Source organism: Rhodopirellula sp. J20-39 (genome assembly GCF_057365095.1).
Genome location: NZ_CP195123.1, coordinates 7,383,413 through 7,401,871, shown reverse-complemented (window position 1 = coordinate 7,401,871; position 18,459 = coordinate 7,383,413). Strand labels below are relative to the sequence as shown.

The window sequence follows — 18,459 nt, the reverse complement described above, 5'->3', positions numbered from 1 at the left end:
CGGGGAGTGTGTTGAAATTGGCCCCGAAGTATGGTCGCAGAGAGGGCATTTTGGCAAGACGTTCTTTCAGGACTTGGGCGGATTGAGCAGACGAGTGATTGTTTCGTCGTCCAAGTTATCCTTCGTGGCGACGTAAACGCCGGTGTCTACGAAGGTTTCGACGGGATTTCCCCGTAAGTGGTCCGCCAAAGTTTTGACGGCCAGATAGCCAATTTGCACCGGATCTTGCAGCACGATGGCGGCAACTTCGCCGGCCGACAGAGCATTTCGAAGGGAATCGCTGCTATCGAAGGCCACCAATTTTACTTTTCCTTGCAGTCCTCGATCCCGGATCGCTCGCAACACGCCCTCGGCATTGGGTTCACAGGCGGCAAAAATCCCGTCGACGTCGTCGCCGTAACGATTCAGTAGCGTTTGAGCCTTATCAATCGCCGATTCGGTGGTCGTGCCGGAGTACTGGTCACTGCTGATCACTTCGATGTTGTCGAATTGTTTCAGCCCGTCGAGGAATCCCTCTTCCCGTTTGTGCGTGCTGTCGCTGCCTTTGTTGTATCGCAAGCAAATGACTTTGCCGCCGGACTCACCGAGGCTGTCGGCCATCGCTTGGGCAGCGATTTGGCCGCCGCGGAAGTTGTCGGTTGCTACAAACGCGACCATGGCGTCTTTGGCAGCGTTGAGACCACTGTCAAAGATGACGACCGGAACCCCGGCACGCCCGGCTTCTTCGACCGGACGGATCAACGCGTCCGCGTCCAATGGTGCCAGGCAGATCCCATCGACCTGAGCGTTCAAGAACCCTTGCACCACGTTGATCTGTTCGTTGCGGTCACTTTCTTTGGCTGGGCCTTTGAAGGTGATTCTCGCCCCGACTTCTTCACCAGCTTGTTCGGCACCGTGTTTGACGGATTGCCAATAGATGTGATTTTCCCCCTTGGGAATGACAGCAAAATGCAACAGACCGTCGCGGTTCTTTTTGCCAGGGGCGTTTGCTTGTTGCGCCGAATCTTGAGGTGGCTGGCAACCGGCGATCGCGATCAACGAAATTAACAACGCTATCGGCGTATAGCTAGCAAACCAAGTCATGGTGAATGTCCAACTGAAGCGAAAGTTTGAAACGAGCAAATATATTTTTACGACCAGAGTTTACCGTATTTCGTTTGCCAGATTCATCCACCCCCGGCTCGTTGAACGTTTGACTTGAAAGAATTTGCAAAACTGCCTTGACCCGCGAAAGCCGCCCCAGCTAAGTTCCCGCTCATGGTCGTGAGCCGGTTGTTTCGGCAACCTTTTGCGACCCAAATGAAGTGTTTAAGAATGCTTTTCGCACGGGTCACTCTTCGGAGTTGGCTGCGAAAATCGTGAGTGCGGTTGGGTCATGGATGACTCGAAAACACTCGTCAGATTCTTAAGTACTTTTAGTTCGGTTGGTGCTAGCAAGGATGCGATGCGCCAATTCGGACGACACCACCCACCGGCTCCCGGAATAGAAGCGCGTTGTCCTCCGCCCCCCTAGGACCTCGTACTTTCCGGGAGCTTTTTTTATGCGCGTACGTTACGCAGAGGATCAGTTGCACTGACCGTCCCGATGTATCGAGGTTCGGATGCGCTGGAGTTCAAGAGTGCGAGCAAACGGATGCAACGCATGCCGATGACGCAACCGCATTGCAGACTTTTTGAGCAACCCTACGCAGGGTTCTGTATTTCTCTCTTGCGCTGAAACCCACATTCCGGCTATCGTGCAAAGTCGATGATCGCCCGGGAATATGCGATCGTGATTCGACTCATCTATTCGAAGCGAGACGCACGGATGCGACGCAGAGCAATCAAAGACTTTGATCTTCAGTCTCGCGAACTGTCACAAGCCGAACGAGCGCAGACAGAACGGACCGTGCACCGACGTGCCGATCGAATGCGCCGCCGCCGAATGATAGGGATCATGTCGTTCCTATTCATGGGACTTGTGGTTGCTGCGGCACCGAGCATGGTGAGCTACTCACCGCTGAGTCGATCGATTCTGGCTCAAGCGTTGGCCAGTTATGGCTGGGATGCCGATGCGGATTCGATCCAGGTCGGATGGGTCACGCCGACGCGAGTGACTGGTTTGCGGATGAAAGGTCGTCGCGCCGGATCAACGGTGGAAGTCGGTGAATTGCGAACCAGCTTGACGTTGCCACAATTGTTTGGAGGGGATGTTTCGTCGGGCAACTTTGGCGAGATCGTGTTGCGAGACGTGATGGTGAGTTGCCGCGTGGATCAACGCACCACTTCAATCGAAGAAGACTGCATCGACTTTCTTGCACCCTCGGACTCCCCGTCAACGATGCGGCCAGATGGCGTCGTTCAGGTTCAAGGCTTGCACGTTGACTTAACGGATTCATCAACGGGTGCAACTTGGGCGATCGATCAATCCAATGCTTCGATTGCAATTACACCGGATCAATTGGAATCTCAATGGCAGGGCGTGCTAAGCCAGCCGGGTGGCGGTGAGGGATCTTTGCAAGGCAAACTCGCGTGTTCAGTGCAAGGCAATGGCTTGCCGTTGACCTTGGACGTGGAAACGGATTCCCTTCCCCTTTCAATCTTAAGTTTGGTGGCGTTGCGTTTTCCCGAAAGCGAGCTTCCCGCTGAAATTACCGGCGATTTATCGGGCAACGCGATCGTGTCGGTACCAACGTCGGGGCACCCAAGTGTGTCGCTGCGTAAGGTGAAGCTGCGTGGCTTGGCGGCGTTTGATCCGCAGACTCACGCGAGACTATGGAGCAACGAACTGACTCAACTAGACGGTGATGGGACATGGCAGCCGGGCCGCATCGTCGCTCGTCAATTGAAAGCTCGAACTGATTTTGCTGTGGTTGCACTGAACGGTTCGTTTTCTGATTCAATCTCGATCTCTGGAACTGATTCCAATCCGCTGGTTTGGCTCGATCAAGTCGATGCAACGGCCGATGTCGAAGTGGACTTGCATCGTTTGCATGCGGCGATGCCCGGGTTATTGCCGCTGCGTCAAGACGCACAGTTGCACCGCGGAGTGGTTCGCGCCAGTATCCAGCCGATGGACTCGACCGCAACCAATGGACAAGGACGCGGGAATCAACGTCGTCGTCGTTTGATTGTTCAAAGCGATGCGATTGAAGCGACCGCCGGCGGCAAGTCGGTCCGGATCGCTCCCATGGATGCGACCGCCATCGTGGCCAGCGACACTTTCCAGTTGCGAGCGGAACAGTTTGAAATGCGAAGTCCGTTTGCGACGATCCGAGGTCAGGGTGACTTGGCATCCGGTTCGGCGGATGTGGACGTGAACTTCGGAAAACTATCCCGAATGCTTGGGCCCATCTTTGAGATGGATCAACAAGGTTTGCAGGGAGACATCCGTGCCAACGTGCGTTGGGACGCCGAGTCCAACGGTTTGTGGCGGCTTCGTGGAGAAAGCGACATTCGTGATTTGGTCGTTGAGGTTTCTCCGCAGCAGCGTATTCGACAAGATCAATTGCATTCCACGATCGACGTTGAAGGTCGATGGACTGGGCAAGGGAATCGTTGGGCACTGGAAGAGTTGACCCGTGGAGGATTGCATCTTGAAGGCGATGGCTTGCGAGCAGATGTGGACTTGGTGCAAACGGTTCCCCGTCTAAGCCGAAATGAGATGATTCCGTTGAAGTTGCGAGGGCAGGGACGAATTGAAACCATCGCAGAACTCGCCCGTCCTTGGTTACCGGAGTCACTGGCCAATTGCCGAGGCGGATTGGACTTCACCGCGCGGGCTTCGGTCAATGGTAACGGTGCTGTGGTGCTGCAAACGATCGATAGCCAAGTGAATTCATTGCAGGTGCCGATCGCCGATCGTGATTGGCAGCAAGAACTGGTGAAGATTCACTTCAACGGAAAAGCTTACTGGCCACAAAGTGAAGTGGTGATCCAGTCGATGACGGTTACCGGTGACGCGTTGTCGGCGGCGATCCAGGGTGAATGGATCAATTCCCGAGCGGATGTGGAAATCGCTTGGCGAGCTGACTTGAATCGATTGCAAACCAGTGCACCTAAGCGAATCGCTCAAGACCCTCGCTCGGTTCGTCCGGTTGGTTTCAATTCCAACCGAACTTCGAATCCAAGCAGCGAGTGGGCCGTCCGTGGAAGTGTCGAGGGAAATACGATCGTGGTGGGCGACACCACTCAATTGCATTTGGATACGCAACTATCTGGGCGTGATGTCGCCTTGCTGGAAGCGGGACGGGCGTCCAAGGCGGTCTGGCAAGAGTCGGCTGTCGAAATCGATGCTCAATTGCTGTTGAACGCGGCGCAAATGAGTGTGAAGGCAGATTCCTTCAAGCTCTCGACCGATTGGTGTGGAGCCACATTGGCCGGAACGGCGTCTTATTTCAATGATATCGCTGACGTCGATTTGCGTGGCCCTGCTCGCTTTCAAATGGATCAGGTATCCAAACGGCTGACGGACTTATCGGGGACCGTGATTGTCGCCGAAGGTCTGCATGAGACGCCTTTGGAAATTCGTTATGCACGAGGCAACAACAATCAATATGCCTTTACTGTGAAGGGCAACTTGGGTTGGGAAACCGTCGACACCGCGGGCATGTTGTTCGGGCCGGCGGAAGTGCCGTTCCGGATGACCGAAGACACGGTGACCATTTCGCCCAGCAAGATTCCGGTCTTGGGAGTCAGCCGGCTAACTCCTCAGATGATCGGGCCGCAGATCGCGCCGTTTGAATCCCAAACGGGATTTGAGTCCGCATCCGCTAGCACGGGTCAGGGTGAAATTTATGTTGCCGGTGACGTGCACTATCGACCGGAGTTGTGGATCGATGTGACGCCTGGGCCGATCGCTCGTGGCGTTAGTCTCACGCCGGACATGACCGAGAAGTGGCTGAAATACCTGGCCCCCATTGCCGCCGATGCCGCTCGTGTGGAAGGCGTCTTCAGTGCCGATTTGGAACAGGCCCGCATCTATGTCGACGATCCGACGCGAAGCCAAATCCGAGGCCGCTTGGACATTCAACAGGTACGGATGAACGCGGGACCGCTTGCTGATCAGGTGATCGCGGGGGCTCGCCAGTTGCAAGCACTCGCCGCGATCGGGTCCAACGTGCGTCCCGCCAGTACGGGTAAGACGCTGATCACGCTTCCGGCTCAAACGGTTGATTTTCAAGTCGCTAGCGGGATTGTTGATCACCGCGCATTGATGCTGGAGGTCGATCGGGCCAAGGTGGTCACCAGCGGCGAAGTTGCTTTTGATGGACGGCTGAACTTGACCGCTCAGATTCCACTAGATGCTCGCTGGTTGGGTAATGATCTGAAGGGACTTGCCGGGCAATCCATGACGCTGCCGATCGGAGGAACACTCAGTCGTCCACGTTTGGATTCAGCAGGCATCCAGAAAGTGGTTGCGGACTTTGGAGTGCGTGCCGCTCAGGGAGCAGTTCAGGATGCAGCCGGCAGCTTTTTACAGCAGCAGCTCGGACGCGGACAGCAGCAGCTCGAGCAGAGTTTCAATAAGAGCTTCGAGAAACTTCGCATTGATAAGCTTTTTGGGAACTAGGACATTATCCATATTTGCGACGGGGCCGGCGGCATATTCACTGGTCAGCCCACCTCGCCGTGACTGAATATTCGTGATGCGATTGACTGACCACGTGGTCAAAGAAGCAAGTCAGTCCTTCGATTCATAGCCGATTCATTTTACCGTTTGTTTGCAAAAGTAACCTGTGATTCCAACTCGCCTGACACGAACGATTTTGCTGGAGATTTTGAAAATCTTCATCGTCTCGTTGGTCGTGTTGACCACGATCATCCTGTTGATTGCGGTGGCTCGCGAGTTGATTCGCAAGGGACTTGGACCGCTGGCGGTGTTGCAATTGCTGCCGTTCGCCATTCCTATCTCGCTGCAGCACGCCGTTCCGGCAACGGCTCTGTTTTCGGTTTGCTGTGTGTATGGACGGATGGCGGCTGACGGTGAAGTCAGCACGGTGAAGTCGTCGGGGATCTCGCCGCTACGTCTTTTGCAGCCGGCGATTATCTTTGCTGCTCTGTTAAGTCCCGTCGCTGTCTATTGCAGTGACATGGCAGTGTCGTGGGGGAAGCCAGGTGTCAAACGCGTGGTTTTGTTATCAGTCGAGGATATCGCTTACAAAGTGCTGGAGGCGCAGCACTCGTTCACATCGGATCATGGTTTTTCCATTCACGTTCGTGACGTGATCGATCGCCGCATGATTTCACCAACGGTCATTGTCCGTGGCAAGAGTGACGACGCGTTCGAGGTGACCGCGAGTGAAGGTCAACTTTTAATGGACGAAGAGCGGCAAGCTTTGGTCCTGAAATTGGTCGACAGCAAGGTCGTCCGTGGCGAAGGCTTGCAAGGCATCGTGCCAGGTGAATCCACCTTTGAAATCCCGTTGGGCAATGCACTGGCCGATGAAGATATCGCTAGTGTCCGGCCTAGCGAGTTGCCGTTGCGATTGATCAGCCGCGAGCGGTCACGGCAAAGTGAACGAACTCACGCCGCGATTGGGCAGTTGGCCGCATTCACCGGGTTCGCGTTGTTGAAATCACGCCCGGATGAGATTGGCGGAACACAAGCCAGTAGCATCCACAACACACTGATCGCCAGCGAGCGTCGCTTGATCCGGTTGCAGACAGAACCTTGGCGTCGCTGGGCAGAAGGGTTCACGTGTTTCTTCTTCGTGATCGTAGGAGCGCCATTGGCGATCCTTGCGAAGACCAGCGATTACTGGACCACGTTCGGCATGTGTTTTTTGCCGATCATCCTGATGTACTATCCGCTTTACCTGTTCGGACTTGATCAGGCGAAAGCGGGTGACCTGCCACCCTATGGTGTTTGGGCGGGGAACGTGGTGCTTGCCGGGATTGGCTCAATTTTGATGGTGCGTGTCCGTCGCTATTAAGCCAGCCGTTTTCGTTTATCGTAGTAGCGACAAGACGTTTTGCGGGTTCTGGTTAGCCAGCGAAAGCACATTCGTTCCGGACTGAACCAAGATCTGTGCTCGAGTCAGTTTGGCTGATTCTTGGGCGAAGTCAGCGTCTCGGATCGAGCTTTCCGCTTCTTGCAGGTTAGCCAGCGTATCGTTGAGGCTGACCAGGTTGCTTTCTAGCGTGGTTGCTTGGAACGCACCCAATCGACCGCGGATTCCCGTTACCTGATCGATCGCCTCGGTAACGATTCGGGCAGCCAAGTTGGGGTCGGTCGACAACGCGGCCGATTCGCCACTGCCCAGTTGGAACAATCGACCGGCTGAACCGCCTAGACGGGCAGCACTGACACTTCCGATACCGATCCGTGCTTGCTGGTTACTGACCACATCGGATCCCAGTTGGAACAACGCACCACCGCCGGTGATGGAGAATCCAACACTGTCGCTAGTACCGTCATCGACGGTGATCGAGATGTCCAAGGTCGACGTGTTGATCGAAAGCGTGTTTCCACGACCATCGGCATCTACGCCGTTCACCTTTGCTTGGATGTCAGTACCGGTGACCCGTTGGCCTGAACCAATAGGGGATGTTTCAAACGTTCCGCCTGCACCTTCTTGGATCACACGAAGGTCGACGACGGCATCGGATCCATATTCGCTGGATGTCAAAACCAACGAAGTTCCGTCTTTGGTCGCGACGACGCCGGTTGCGTCTTGGACCAAGTTGATTTGTTTGACTAGGTCATCGATGCTGGTCCCAGCACTGACGTTGAACACTTCCGAGCCCGTTGCACCCAACAGTTCGAAGACAACGTCTTCGGCTAGACCACCCGAGCCGTTAACTCCGTCAGCGAATGCCGCTTCGGTGTCGGTGCCTGTGGCACTATTGAACGATGTGAGTGTGGCACCGGCGGCTACTTCCGCATTGTAGGTGCCTTCATCGCTGATCGCATCGATGATATCGGAGATGTCAACATCGACGTTTTCTTGGACTGTGACAACGATGTTGCCGTCGACGTCCACGGTAGCCGTTGGTGGTCCAACATCGGATGTTGTTTGGAAGGTGACTGTGTTGCCGTTAGCGGCGTCGCCGGTTTCTTTGGCTGTAAGATTGAGTTCAGCAGTGAAGGTGCCTCCGTCGATTCCGCCGGTCAGGTCCTCGGTGGTGGGGGCGATTGAAGTGCCGCCATCATAGTCGCCAACAGGTGGAGTGTCGGTGTTGGTAAGCACGGCATCGAAGTCGGCCAAGTCGTTGATCGCGGTTTCGATCGACGCAAGCGTCGCATCACTATCACTGTCGATCGTTAGGACGATATTACCGTCAACGTCAGTTGCTGCACCAAAGGTAGCCCCGGAAGACTCATTGATGATGATCTGTTTGTTGAACGCTTCCCCATCTGCCGAAGCGGTCACCGCGATCGTCGCAGTGCTGGTCGATGCATCGGCACCACCCGTCAACGATTCTGAACCGCTTGCGATGATGTCTGTATTGTCGACTGCGGTCGTGTCGGTACTCTGGAAATCAAAGTCGCTATCCGTTGACAGGAAAGCGGTGATCTGGGCCAGGGTTTGTCCTTCTTCCAGCGTGATCGTGATCTCACCTGGTGTGCTGGAATCGATCGACGATGCCGTACCGCCGGCCGCACCGGTGGTTTGCACAATAATGTCTAAGGCTTCACCTGCGGCCCCTTCAAAGGCTCCGCCCGTCTTCGCGGCGATGGTGAAGTCACCGGCTTGCGGTAGGGTTACCGTTCCAGAAGCCGCTTCAGTTTGCGGGTTGGCTTGAGTGAATTCGATCGAACCAGCCGCTGAAGCTGGCGCCACGACATTTTCGAGTGAGATCGATCCTGCGGACAGGGCGGGGGTAACCGCTTCAGGGATGTCCGGTATCGTGATGGAAGCTTGGGTCGCGGCAGCGGTCACGGTGACGGCCACGTCCAGCGATCCGAGTGCACCCAGGTTAGCCTGGTCTACTTGCAGGTTGGTGATGTTGCCAAAGTTGGTGCCGGCACTGGTCAAGAAGTCTAACCCGCCGTCGAGCAACTTACGTCCTTGGAACGTGGTTGTTTGGGCGATCCGGTTAATCGCTTCGAGTGAGCTGTCGATTTGCAACTGGTTAGCAGCGATTTCGTCAGTGCTTAGGGCACCCGTGTTAGCTGCCTCAACGACCAATCCACGAACGTCGTTTAGCAGGTTGCTGACCTGGCCAAGGGCACTGTCAGCGGTGCTGATGATTTGGCTTGCTCGATTGGTGTTCGAGACTGCTTTGCCAAGGCTGGTGATTTCACTTCGCAGTGCTTCACTTGCGATCAAACCCGCTGGGTCATCGCTGCCGCTGTTGATTCGAAGACCCGTGCTCAGTCGGGTCAACGCTTCTTGTAAGTCCACGTTGCTTGATTGAAGACGGTTTTGAGCGACCAGCGAAGAGACGTTAGTATTGATACGGGTCATGGCTTTGAATCTTCAATTTGATGCAAGTGTCTGTGGATATCGTTGCTCTAAACTCATCGGCGTCGGACCCTTGGAAAGCTCAGTATTCAAGCCGCTTTTTGGTTTAGTGTGTCCCCATAGGGACGACTATCTAAACCAATCGCTACATATTGCCATTTCACCGTTTCGTTTTGACTCGGACCCCTTCACTTTGAACAGTAAGTTGCACCCTTCGCATGACTTTTTTAAACGCTCGGCATTCGCTTATCGTTATTTGCCTGGTTGGAACCGGTGTGGGTGGATGTCCTACCGTGCTGGCGGAATCACCCAATGACGTCATTCCCACGACAGATCTCGCGGCGGCCAACGCTCAGCTATCAGAAGAACAGATCGTCGCGGCCTTTGCGGCTTCCCATGAGGGATACAGCAGCGACGAGTTAATTGTTGATGAAAAGTTGCGTGTGGCGTTCATGGACGCGTTGGGCATCGGGGAGCCGATCGATGGCAGCGATTCATCGGTTGCGGATCGTCAAACCACAGCTTTGCTCGAATTGTTGAGGCTACGAAAGCAGGGGCGTTTGGATGTGCCGACCACTCGTACTCGGCGTGAGGACATCTCGGGGATTACGGATACCGCAGAGATCGCGATTCGCACCGTGCTGGACCGCAACGACGTCAGTATTGATTCGGTGCTCTGTGATCCGCGACTTCGCAGCGAGCTTCAATCGGAAGCGGAAAAGTTGGTGCCCGGGGTGTCGGATCGATTGATTCGCAAAGCGGTCCTGCGGCTTCGTAAGATCAGACGACTGCGGCCGGAGCTCGTTTTGCGAGTGGCTCAGTGGGATAAAGAGGTGGTTACCATGCCGGTGATCGGTTTGGATCTCGAAGCGATTCCGCATGCTCCAGGGGTGTACATGTTCCGCCGTGACGATGGCTATCTGTATATAGGCGAAGCGGCGGATTTGCACGAGCGAATCAAACAGCATTTTGCCGGTAGCCATAATTCAGGCCTGGCGAAGGTCTTGGCTGTCCAGCCGACTGATACTGTGGATACGGCTGATTCTGAACAATCCAGACAATCCAGTGTGGTTTTGGAGCTACATGTGTTCGCAAAAGACTCACCGGGGCGGCAAACCGTGATGCGTCGTGCCTATGAGAGCGAACTGATCCGCTCCCGTGAGCCGAAGTTCAACCTGCGACCTTGACGGTTGTTGGGATTGTGCGGGTTGTAGGTTGTGGCGACATGCTTGGTCGCCGAAACTTCTAGCGATTGCCCGCCTGGTTTCCAAACGCGAACTATCTTGGCGTCTATGAAAACCATCTTCATGACCGTATTTGGACTTTCGTTCGCACTGGCTTTGGGGCCCGCCGCGACTGTGTCAGCAGATTGGCTGACGTTGCCATCGGACTACACGCATGATGCGGTTTCAGGACAACGGGTTGCCCAATACGCACCTGCCACGTTGCCAACGGCACCTCAAGGACCACCGGTCCGAACGAGCGGTTACACCCATTACCGCAGCACACTGGCGTACGGCCAGTCGGCCGACAACTATCATCGGGTTGAAGAATGGGGCGATCCGGTTCGACCTTACGGTGAATGGCGATTCCCATACCGACCATACAGCACTCCCTATCCTAATTGGGGTGCGCCGTTGGCCGGGTTGAACCTGAACAGTGGTAACTATTTCGGATGGCAATCCGGTGTGGTGCCAACGGCTTTGCCAGGCGTGGGCTTCCCACCCCATGCAGGACAAATTGGCCCGGGAACAGGACAAAACGGAGCAGGGCATCACGGAACAGGCCAAGCCGGCGGGAATCGACCGGACTGGCGTCCAGGTCCGCATCGGCCAAACTTTCCCAATCCCGCTGCGGGGACCAGTGGTTTGGCACCTTACCCATCGGGACGAGGCACCCCTTATCCCGTCGCACCGTATTACGACGGTTACTATCCGAACTATCGCGACTGAGCTTGACGCGATTGAGATTGCGATCGCGATTGCAAATGGATACCGCGATTTTGATTCGCTATCGACGACCGGTCGCGTTGACCATGTTGTAGCCCTTTTCGGTTAACAATTTGCTTAGCGTTCGCTTAGGTCCATAGTCGCCGTGAACCAGACGGATCTCTTTGGGGCGACTTTCCATCTCTTCAACAAATCGGATCAGGTCCGCTTGGTCACCGTGGGCTGAATAGCCGGTCAGTTGGTGGACGGCGGCGCGGATGGTGTGTTTTTTACCATCAAGTCGAACCCATTCGCTGCCGCGCGAAATGAAATGACCTGGCGTGCCACCGGCTTGATACCCAGCGAAGATAATGTCAGTGCGAGGGTCGCCGATGAACCGTTTCAGGTAATTCATCACGCGGCCACCGGTACACATTCCACTTCCGGCAATCACGACTGCGGGTAGCTGTTTTTCTTCCAAATAGTCGAGTGTCGATTTGTGTTCAGTATGGCTGCCGACGGTGGTGAGATTCTCGAAGACCAAAGGTTGATCGTCGGTTTCCATTAAGAACTGGGCTTCTTCCCCCCAGTGTTGTTTCATGTCCTTGTAAAGACTGGTGAAACGCGACGCCAAAGGCGAATCCACGATGACATCCACACGTTTCAGCAAGGATCGGTCGTCTGACTTTTCAACCCGTTCAAAGATCCCGTTCAGCTCGTATAGCAACGCTTGGGTCCGACCCAGTGAAAACGCGGGGATGATCGTCACACCACCATCGTCGAGTGTGTGCCGTATGATCGTTTCCAATTCCGCTTGGCGATCGTTTTTAGGTGGATGAAGTCTATCGCCGTAAGTGCTTTCGAGGACCAGAATGTCGGCGCTCTGTGGACTGACGGGCGGATTGAGTAGAGGGTTGGTTCCCGCACCAATGTCACCGCTGAAGACCGCTCGTTTGCTATCGGGCAATTCGACTTCAAAAATGGTCGAACCCAACACATGCCCCGCGGGCAACAAACGAACCTTGGCACCGCCAGGAATTTCTTTCCAATGATGATAGGGAACTGGCCGGAGCATCCGGTTGATCTGTTTTAAGAACTTACCGATCAACCTTTTCGATCTTGTGAAGCCAATTTTGAGAGCGTCTTCCATCACCATCGGCAACAATTTGGCGGTGGGCTCGCTGCAATAGATGGGGCCATCAAAACCAGCGGCAAGCAAATAAGGCAGGCGACCGGCATGATCAATGTGAACATGGGTTAGCAACAAGCACTCGACACCCCGTAGTGAGAATTTAATTTCGGGATTGGGATGCTTTTTGGCGTTGTCGCCTTGGAAGGTTCCGCAGTCAACTAACAAACTGCGATCACCGCTGCCGGAATCTTTCTGCCAAAGGAGTTGATGGCAGGAACCGGTGACACCGTCGTACGCGCCGTGATGGATGATTTGCATAAGAAGTTGATCAGAGCCCAGATGTCTTTAGCCGCAAAGTTTACCGAGAGCATATCAGATTGACGTTGTCCGGCGTCGATTCAGCATCGAATCGAAAGCCGTGATCCATTGCCGGACCATACGTGTCCCACGCCTCCCCGATACTTCTTTTGTCGCCCAGCAAGGGCCGCCTTCAACAACGATTCAGTGCAAACAATTAAAGGGAATTACCATGGCCAAGTTCTATGTTCAGTCGGGAAACTTTCGTCGTGTCGTCGCTGCCGATTCGAGCCGCAAGGCTGCGATTTGGGCGGTTCATGAGGTGATGCAGCAAATCATGCCAACCGAAAGCCACGAGGCTGCGGCAACTTCGATTGGCTTGACTGATCCCCAAGCCGAAGCTCAGACGGTGACCGTCTTGTCCGGTAAAGTTCGCGTCAATGAACGCGGTTTTGATCGCTCCGATGCAAGCGAGATTCCCACTATGGAAGTGGTCGGCGAATGGAACCAAATGGTGATGACGCTGGATCGTTTGCAGCGGATGTTTGGCGATTCGCCCGAGGTCGGTAACCCGGCTGCAAACAGTGAAGTGATGAAAAACAGCGAAGTGACCAACCCCGTTCGTGGCAACCGGCTTGCGGGTAATGATTTCTTGTCAGATGACATGGCGGCATGAAGCAGACCGTACCACAGCGTGGAGAAGCGTAGGTTTAGTCCACCCAATTTACGCAATCCGACCTGCATTAAGCCGTACGAACGGAAGGGCCGATACAACCAGGCGTTGGCTTTGCGTCAGCAATGATTGTTGGCGGCAATTGACCATATATGTTGGGTGTGAACCCACGGAGAAGGCTGATCTTGTCTCGGTGGATTTACAAGCTTGCTATCGGTGTCGTGTTGTTATTCCAGTTTGTTGGAACGACAACGTCGAAACTGTACGCCCAAAGCGAAGGCATTCAGCTCAACGCATCGAATGACCCAATCGTTGCTGAATTGGCATCTTTAGGGTTGCCCGAAAATTCAATGCTGATCGAAGTCGATCACAACGCTCCCATGCAGGTAGCAGCCTATCATGGCTTGTCTGCAAATGCGGAATCCCGCCAGTGGCATATTCTTCCTGATGGTTTACTTTGGGATCCGTATTTAGCTGGACCTCAAGAATCGCGGATGTCTCTGGTGATTCATCAGCGTACCGATGATCTAGATGGCTATTTCTGGGACTCGACATTGGGTGGTCGTGTCGGTTTGTTGCGATACGGAACCGATCAATCTCGCGGTGCTCAAGGCTGGCAATGGGATCTGGAAGGCGCCGTGATCACTCGATTGAACCTGGAAGAGTCTGAAGATGTCGAATCGATGGATTTTCGCTTCGGCACTTTAATTACCATGGCGGATGGTCCTTGGTCGGCCAAGTTTGGATACTTCCACATCAGTTCGCATGTGGGTGATGAGTATCTGGCGCGGAATCCTACCTTTGAACGTGTGAATTACGTTACCGAATCCCTGATCGCGGGATTGAGTTATCAGAAGTCCGAAGCGTTGCGTCTATATGGCGAGACTGCATTAGCGGTCAAAACTTCTGGTGGTGCCAAGCCTTGGCAATTCCAAACCGGTCTGGAGTTCATTCCACCGGTGGCGGTTCCAAAGAAGGGTGGACCGTTTACCGCTTTGAATATTGATATTCGAGAAGCGGTGGGCTTTCACCCCACGTTTACACTGCAATCGGGATGGCAGTGGCAGGGCAAACGATCCGGACGCCGGTTTCGTGCCGGCTTTCAGTACCTCAACGGGTACACGCCCCAATTTTCGTTCTTCGATGACAAAGAACAATCCATCGGGACGGGCATTTGGTTCGACTACTAGCCTAGCTGATGGCGCCGCTCATGCAGCGAACGGCGCGTCAACGTTTTGGTTAGCTTGAACCTTCTCAACGCATGCCTGGGTTGGCATCTTTGACCGCTTGAGCCATGACTTCGATGGCCGCGTCGGTGTAGCGTTCGTATTCGTTGAAGAAGTGATTCATTGCTGCTTCGTCGGCGAAGAAGAACATGCGTTGATGGATTGGATCACGCATGCCAAAGCGACGCTTGCCAGGCACGATTTGGCGTTCCTCGAAGAAGCGTACCACGTCGATTTCGTTCAACACGGGAGTGTACGGTGTGGGGTCAGCCAGGAACGTGTCCATCTTTTCGGCTGAACCGAACAAGTACAGTTTTCCTAGGTGCACGACGCCGAACTTCGGATTGCCTTCTTCCCATTTGTCCTCGTCGATCACGGTGACGGCACAGTAGCCTTCCATCGCTAACTTGGGTGTGGACGTTGATGCTGGAGCAGGTTTGGAAGCCGTGGTCGTTGGTTCCGGTGTGTTGTCCATCGAAGGTGGATCCAACATTTGGCCTGGCATTCCCAATGTCATGCCGTCGGTGCGAGCACCGGCCAATCGGGCCGACGCACCACCCGGCAAAGGACCGGTGGGCTGATGATAAGGGTTAGCAACCGGAGCACCGGGATGGGACTGGGCGAGGTTAGCCTGTGCAGGGCCGGTGGCGGGGCCAGCTTGGGCGCCAGATGGGCCTGGGTGGACGTGTGGGTTCGTTCCGGAGGGAACTTGTTGCATCGCATAGCTGCCAGCGGCGTTGACGGGCAGTTTGCTCTTGGGCTGCATCGCCAACATCTTGTTACCGGCGGAGGCCAGCATGCCGACATAGCGGTTTGGATCTTGTGGGCTGACTCCGTGTGCCAAACTTTCGCCATCCGGCGTCACGACGACGTCGGTGGGGAAACGCGTGACCTTGAACATTTTCGCCAGTTCAGGCGACTTGCCAGCGTGCACTTTGACTGGGACGAAGCCTTGCGAAATCGCTTGATTGACCTGAGGTGACTGGAAAGCACCGGCTTCGAGTCGATCGCAAAAAACGCAGTTGTCGCTGTAGAAATGCAGCAAAAGTGGTTTGTTTTGGGCTTTAGCTTGCGCGTGAGCGGTTGCTAAGTCGCTTTGCCAAGCAATCTCAGCGTGTGCCGCAACGGGAGCTAGCAAACAGGTGGCGGCTAGAAATACCGTCGATGTAATGTGTCGGGGCCATGCGAGTCGCATTGGACAAAGTCCTTTTTGTCGGTTTGCAGTATTGCGATTGCCCAACAGAAATGGGGCACGTCATCGGTAGTGATCGGTTAGGTAGACTTTAACGCTTGAGGGAAAGTTACCAATTTTGCGGACTGGACTGCTAGTGCGGCGTTAAAACCGAGTTTCACGGTTTCACAGACAACAATGGCCAGCGTTTAATGCCGGTTTGTAGATGACGATCCCGTACCGACTTAGCTATGGGGCACGGAAACGGACACGCCGAAACCATGCGAGCCTAGCCGATCGAACCGCAGGTCTAGCGAGAACTGCCTTCCTGATACGCTCTTAGCCGTGCGACCAGACCGCCAAGCTGGTTTGCTGCGGTGGGCAGTTCGACCTCGGCAAGTTCAGTTAGCGCCGCGATGGGGCCTTTGAACTTCTCGCAGTTCTGCTCCATCTCGACTGCGATGCTGCGGGATTTGTCGATTCGTTGTTGGCACAATCGAATGCGGTTTTTCCAGCGATTGACCTGCTTCTTTTCCTCGGTGGCCGGATGGTGTTCACCTGCGCGGACGGCAAACTGTTTCCGGCTGAGTCGGTCTCGGGCTTCGGCAAAGGCTTGTTCTGCGGTCCGTAATTGACGACGCCAATACGCGGGGTAGTCCTGGCCAAAGTGTCGTTGAGCTTGTGTGGCGACGGATTGCAGTTGGTAGCTCTGCAGCGTCAAACGCTCGCTGAGGTGACTGATCGCCCGCTGAAGATCTTCGAGCGTGTCGATACTGCGGACGTCGGCTTCACTCATGGACGGTCTCACCTAGTGGGACGAAATGGTGGTGTGATCTCAGGAAACGTGACCGATGGATTGGAAAAACGGGCAGAACGCGTGTTGTGTTTGAGGAGCAACCGGATTGAATTGGTTGCATCGAAAGCGAACCTAACCGGCCTTTATCGCCTCATTGGTAGCTTAGGCAAACCTTGCGGGCAACGCTTTCGTTCTTCCGTTCAGGTTGCAGCGATTATGTGCATCGATGGGCGATTGTGAGCCGAAACCGAACCTGACGGAAGGTACTACATACACAAAATCGGTTCACCCGATGATAGGATTCGATATGAATCGTTGGCTCATGTTAGCTTCATTCGCCGGCTTGTTGGCGATGTCCACAGGATGTTTGCACCATAACACACGGGGCGGCTGTTCGTCGTGCTCGGGTGGGACTGCAATGTCCAGCTGTGGAACCGGTAATTGCAATAGTTGCGAAACGGGCAATTGTGGCGGAGACTGCGGGTCTGCGTCTTGTGGATCGAGTGGTTGTGGGTTGATCGGCAAGGGCCGCGGCCGGCTTGCTGGTTGCCGCACAGGTTGCCAAGCTGGACCCATGGGTTGGCAACAAGGGGGGCTGGATTACAGTTCGCACCTGAACCCTGGATTCCTAGGACACAACGCGGGTAGCGCGGTTGCCAGCCAACCATTCCAAGCAGGTGCACCATCTGCGCAGGTTGCCTATCCGTACTATACTCACCGTGGACCACGTGACTTTCTGATGGATAACCCACCATCGATCGGTCCCTGAGCGGTTCGGGTTGGTTCTCGTTTAACAATCTCACCTATTGCATGAAGTACGCCGAGCATTGAGGCATTTGCAATAGGCTGTACTTTTCTCGAGGTGAAGTCCCGTGGCGTCTGATTTTCGACTCAAAGAATCGTTGCCAGAATTGACTGAACAAATCGTCGCGACGTATACGCCGGACGATTCGATCAATCACCTCGGGCATTGCCCGCTTCCCAGTTACGAAGCGGTGGTTCGAATTTTGTTGGACCTGAAGGATATCCTGTACCCAGGATATCGTCGTCGGACCAACCTACATGCTGGGAACATCCGCTACCACGTTGGTAGCTTGATCGACTCACTGCATGATCAGTTGACCGTTCAAATCGGACGCGCGTTACGTCACGAACATCGTGTGAAGCAAAAGCACGATGATTGCGTGGACGAGATCGACTTCGAAGCCAAAGGGCAAGCGATGACGATCGAGTTGTTGAAGCGAATCATTCCCTTGCGGAAAACACTCGCGACAGACGTACAAGCAGCTTTCGATGGCGACCCAGCGTGCCAGACAACCGACGAGATCGTCTTTTGCTATCCCGGCTTTGAGGCGATTACGGTTTACCGGATTGCTCATCAGTTGGTGAAACTCGACGTTCCCTTCATCCCTCGGATGATGACGGAATGGGCGCATCAGCAAACAGGAATCGATATTCACCCTGGTGCAACGATTGGTGATTACTTTTTCATCGATCACGGAACGGGTGTGGTGATTGGTGAAACTTGCGAAATCGGTGAACACGTCAAGCTGTACCAAGGTGTTACTTTGGGGGCGTTGAGCTTCCCAACGGATTCCGATGGTCAGATCATTCGTGGTCAGAAACGTCACCCGACGATTGAAGATCACGTCGTTGTTTACGCTAACGCAACCATCTTAGGTGGTCGTACGGTTGTAGGCCGAGATTCGGTAATCGGATCGAGTGTCTGGATCACGCGTAGCGTTTCGCCCGGTACAACGGTCTTGTTGGAAAAACCACAACTTCGTGTTCGTGGTGGCGATGACGCGGCGGATGAACTGGCTCCCGAACTGAACTACCAGATCTAG

Annotated in this window: 12 protein-coding genes; 7 read left to right on the top strand and 5 right to left on the bottom strand. The window is 54.6% G+C overall.

The window, feature by feature from the left end; translation table 11 throughout:
- Positions 1–66: 66 nt before the first annotated feature.
- Positions 67–1,083, bottom strand: coding sequence for an ABC transporter substrate-binding protein (locus ACR3ZL_RS26790; protein ID WP_473650030.1), 1,017 nt, complete (start codon positions 1,081–1,083; stop codon positions 67–69).
- 724 nt (positions 1,084–1,807) lie between these two features.
- Here ACR3ZL_RS26790 and ACR3ZL_RS26785 point away from each other — a divergent pair.
- Both ACR3ZL_RS26785 and ACR3ZL_RS26780 read left to right on the top strand, forming a co-directional pair.
- Entirely contained in the window at positions 1,808–5,551 is a 3,744-nt protein-coding gene (locus ACR3ZL_RS26785; protein ID WP_486173104.1) for a hypothetical protein, read from the top strand.
- A gap of 166 nt (positions 5,552–5,717) precedes the next feature.
- Positions 5,718–6,914 carry an LptF/LptG family permease gene (locus ACR3ZL_RS26780; RefSeq protein WP_486173103.1) on the top strand — a complete coding sequence of 399 codons (1,197 nt, stop codon included), beginning with the start codon at positions 5,718–5,720 and terminating at the stop codon, positions 6,912–6,914.
- Between the two features lie 15 nt (positions 6,915–6,929).
- Here the strand turns inward: ACR3ZL_RS26780 and ACR3ZL_RS26775 are convergent, their stop codons facing one another.
- On the bottom strand, positions 6,930–9,392 hold the full coding sequence (locus tag ACR3ZL_RS26775) for a flagellin N-terminal helical domain-containing protein (RefSeq protein WP_473650034.1): 2,463 nt from the start codon (positions 9,390–9,392) through the stop codon (positions 6,930–6,932).
- 215 nt (positions 9,393–9,607) lie between these two features.
- Here ACR3ZL_RS26775 and ACR3ZL_RS26770 point away from each other — a divergent pair, with 215 nt between their 5' ends.
- Positions 9,608–10,576 (top strand): GIY-YIG nuclease family protein, encoded by a 969-nt coding sequence (locus tag ACR3ZL_RS26770; protein WP_473650035.1) that lies wholly within the window; start codon positions 9,608–9,610, stop codon positions 10,574–10,576.
- A 105-nt stretch (positions 10,577–10,681) separates the two neighbouring features.
- Positions 10,682–11,341, top strand: coding sequence for a hypothetical protein (locus ACR3ZL_RS26765; RefSeq protein ID WP_473650036.1), 660 nt, complete (start codon positions 10,682–10,684; stop codon positions 11,339–11,341).
- A gap of 58 nt (positions 11,342–11,399) precedes the next feature.
- Here the strand turns inward: ACR3ZL_RS26765 and ACR3ZL_RS26760 are convergent, their stop codons facing one another.
- A complete protein-coding gene (locus tag ACR3ZL_RS26760; RefSeq protein ID WP_473650037.1) occupies positions 11,400–12,767 on the bottom strand; it encodes an MBL fold metallo-hydrolase in 1,368 nt (455 codons plus the stop codon).
- Between the two features lie 211 nt (positions 12,768–12,978).
- Between ACR3ZL_RS26760 and ACR3ZL_RS26755 the strand changes: the two genes are divergently transcribed.
- Together ACR3ZL_RS26755 and ACR3ZL_RS26750 are read left to right on the top strand one after the other, a co-directional pair.
- Entirely contained in the window at positions 12,979–13,422 is a 444-nt protein-coding gene (locus ACR3ZL_RS26755) for a hypothetical protein (RefSeq protein ID WP_473650038.1), read from the top strand.
- 182 nt (positions 13,423–13,604) lie between these two features.
- The gene (locus ACR3ZL_RS26750; RefSeq protein ID WP_473650039.1) at positions 13,605–14,609 is read left to right on the top strand and encodes a DUF1207 domain-containing protein; all 1,005 of its coding nucleotides are present in this window, start codon (positions 13,605–13,607) and stop codon (positions 14,607–14,609) included.
- A 64-nt stretch (positions 14,610–14,673) separates the two neighbouring features.
- On the opposite strand, the gene ACR3ZL_RS26745 is transcribed toward ACR3ZL_RS26750, so the two are convergent.
- Together ACR3ZL_RS26745 and ACR3ZL_RS26740 are read right to left on the bottom strand one after the other, a co-directional pair.
- The gene (locus tag ACR3ZL_RS26745) at positions 14,674–15,840 is read right to left on the bottom strand and encodes a thioredoxin family protein (protein ID WP_473650040.1); all 1,167 of its coding nucleotides are present in this window, start codon (positions 15,838–15,840) and stop codon (positions 14,674–14,676) included.
- Positions 15,841–16,126: 286 nt separating this feature from the next.
- Positions 16,127–16,612, bottom strand: coding sequence for a hypothetical protein (locus ACR3ZL_RS26740; RefSeq protein ID WP_473650041.1), 486 nt, complete (start codon positions 16,610–16,612; stop codon positions 16,127–16,129).
- A gap of 872 nt (positions 16,613–17,484) precedes the next feature.
- Between ACR3ZL_RS26740 and ACR3ZL_RS26735 the strand changes: the two genes are divergently transcribed.
- Positions 17,485–18,459 (top strand): serine O-acetyltransferase, encoded by a 975-nt coding sequence (locus ACR3ZL_RS26735; protein WP_473650042.1) that lies wholly within the window; start codon positions 17,485–17,487, stop codon positions 18,457–18,459.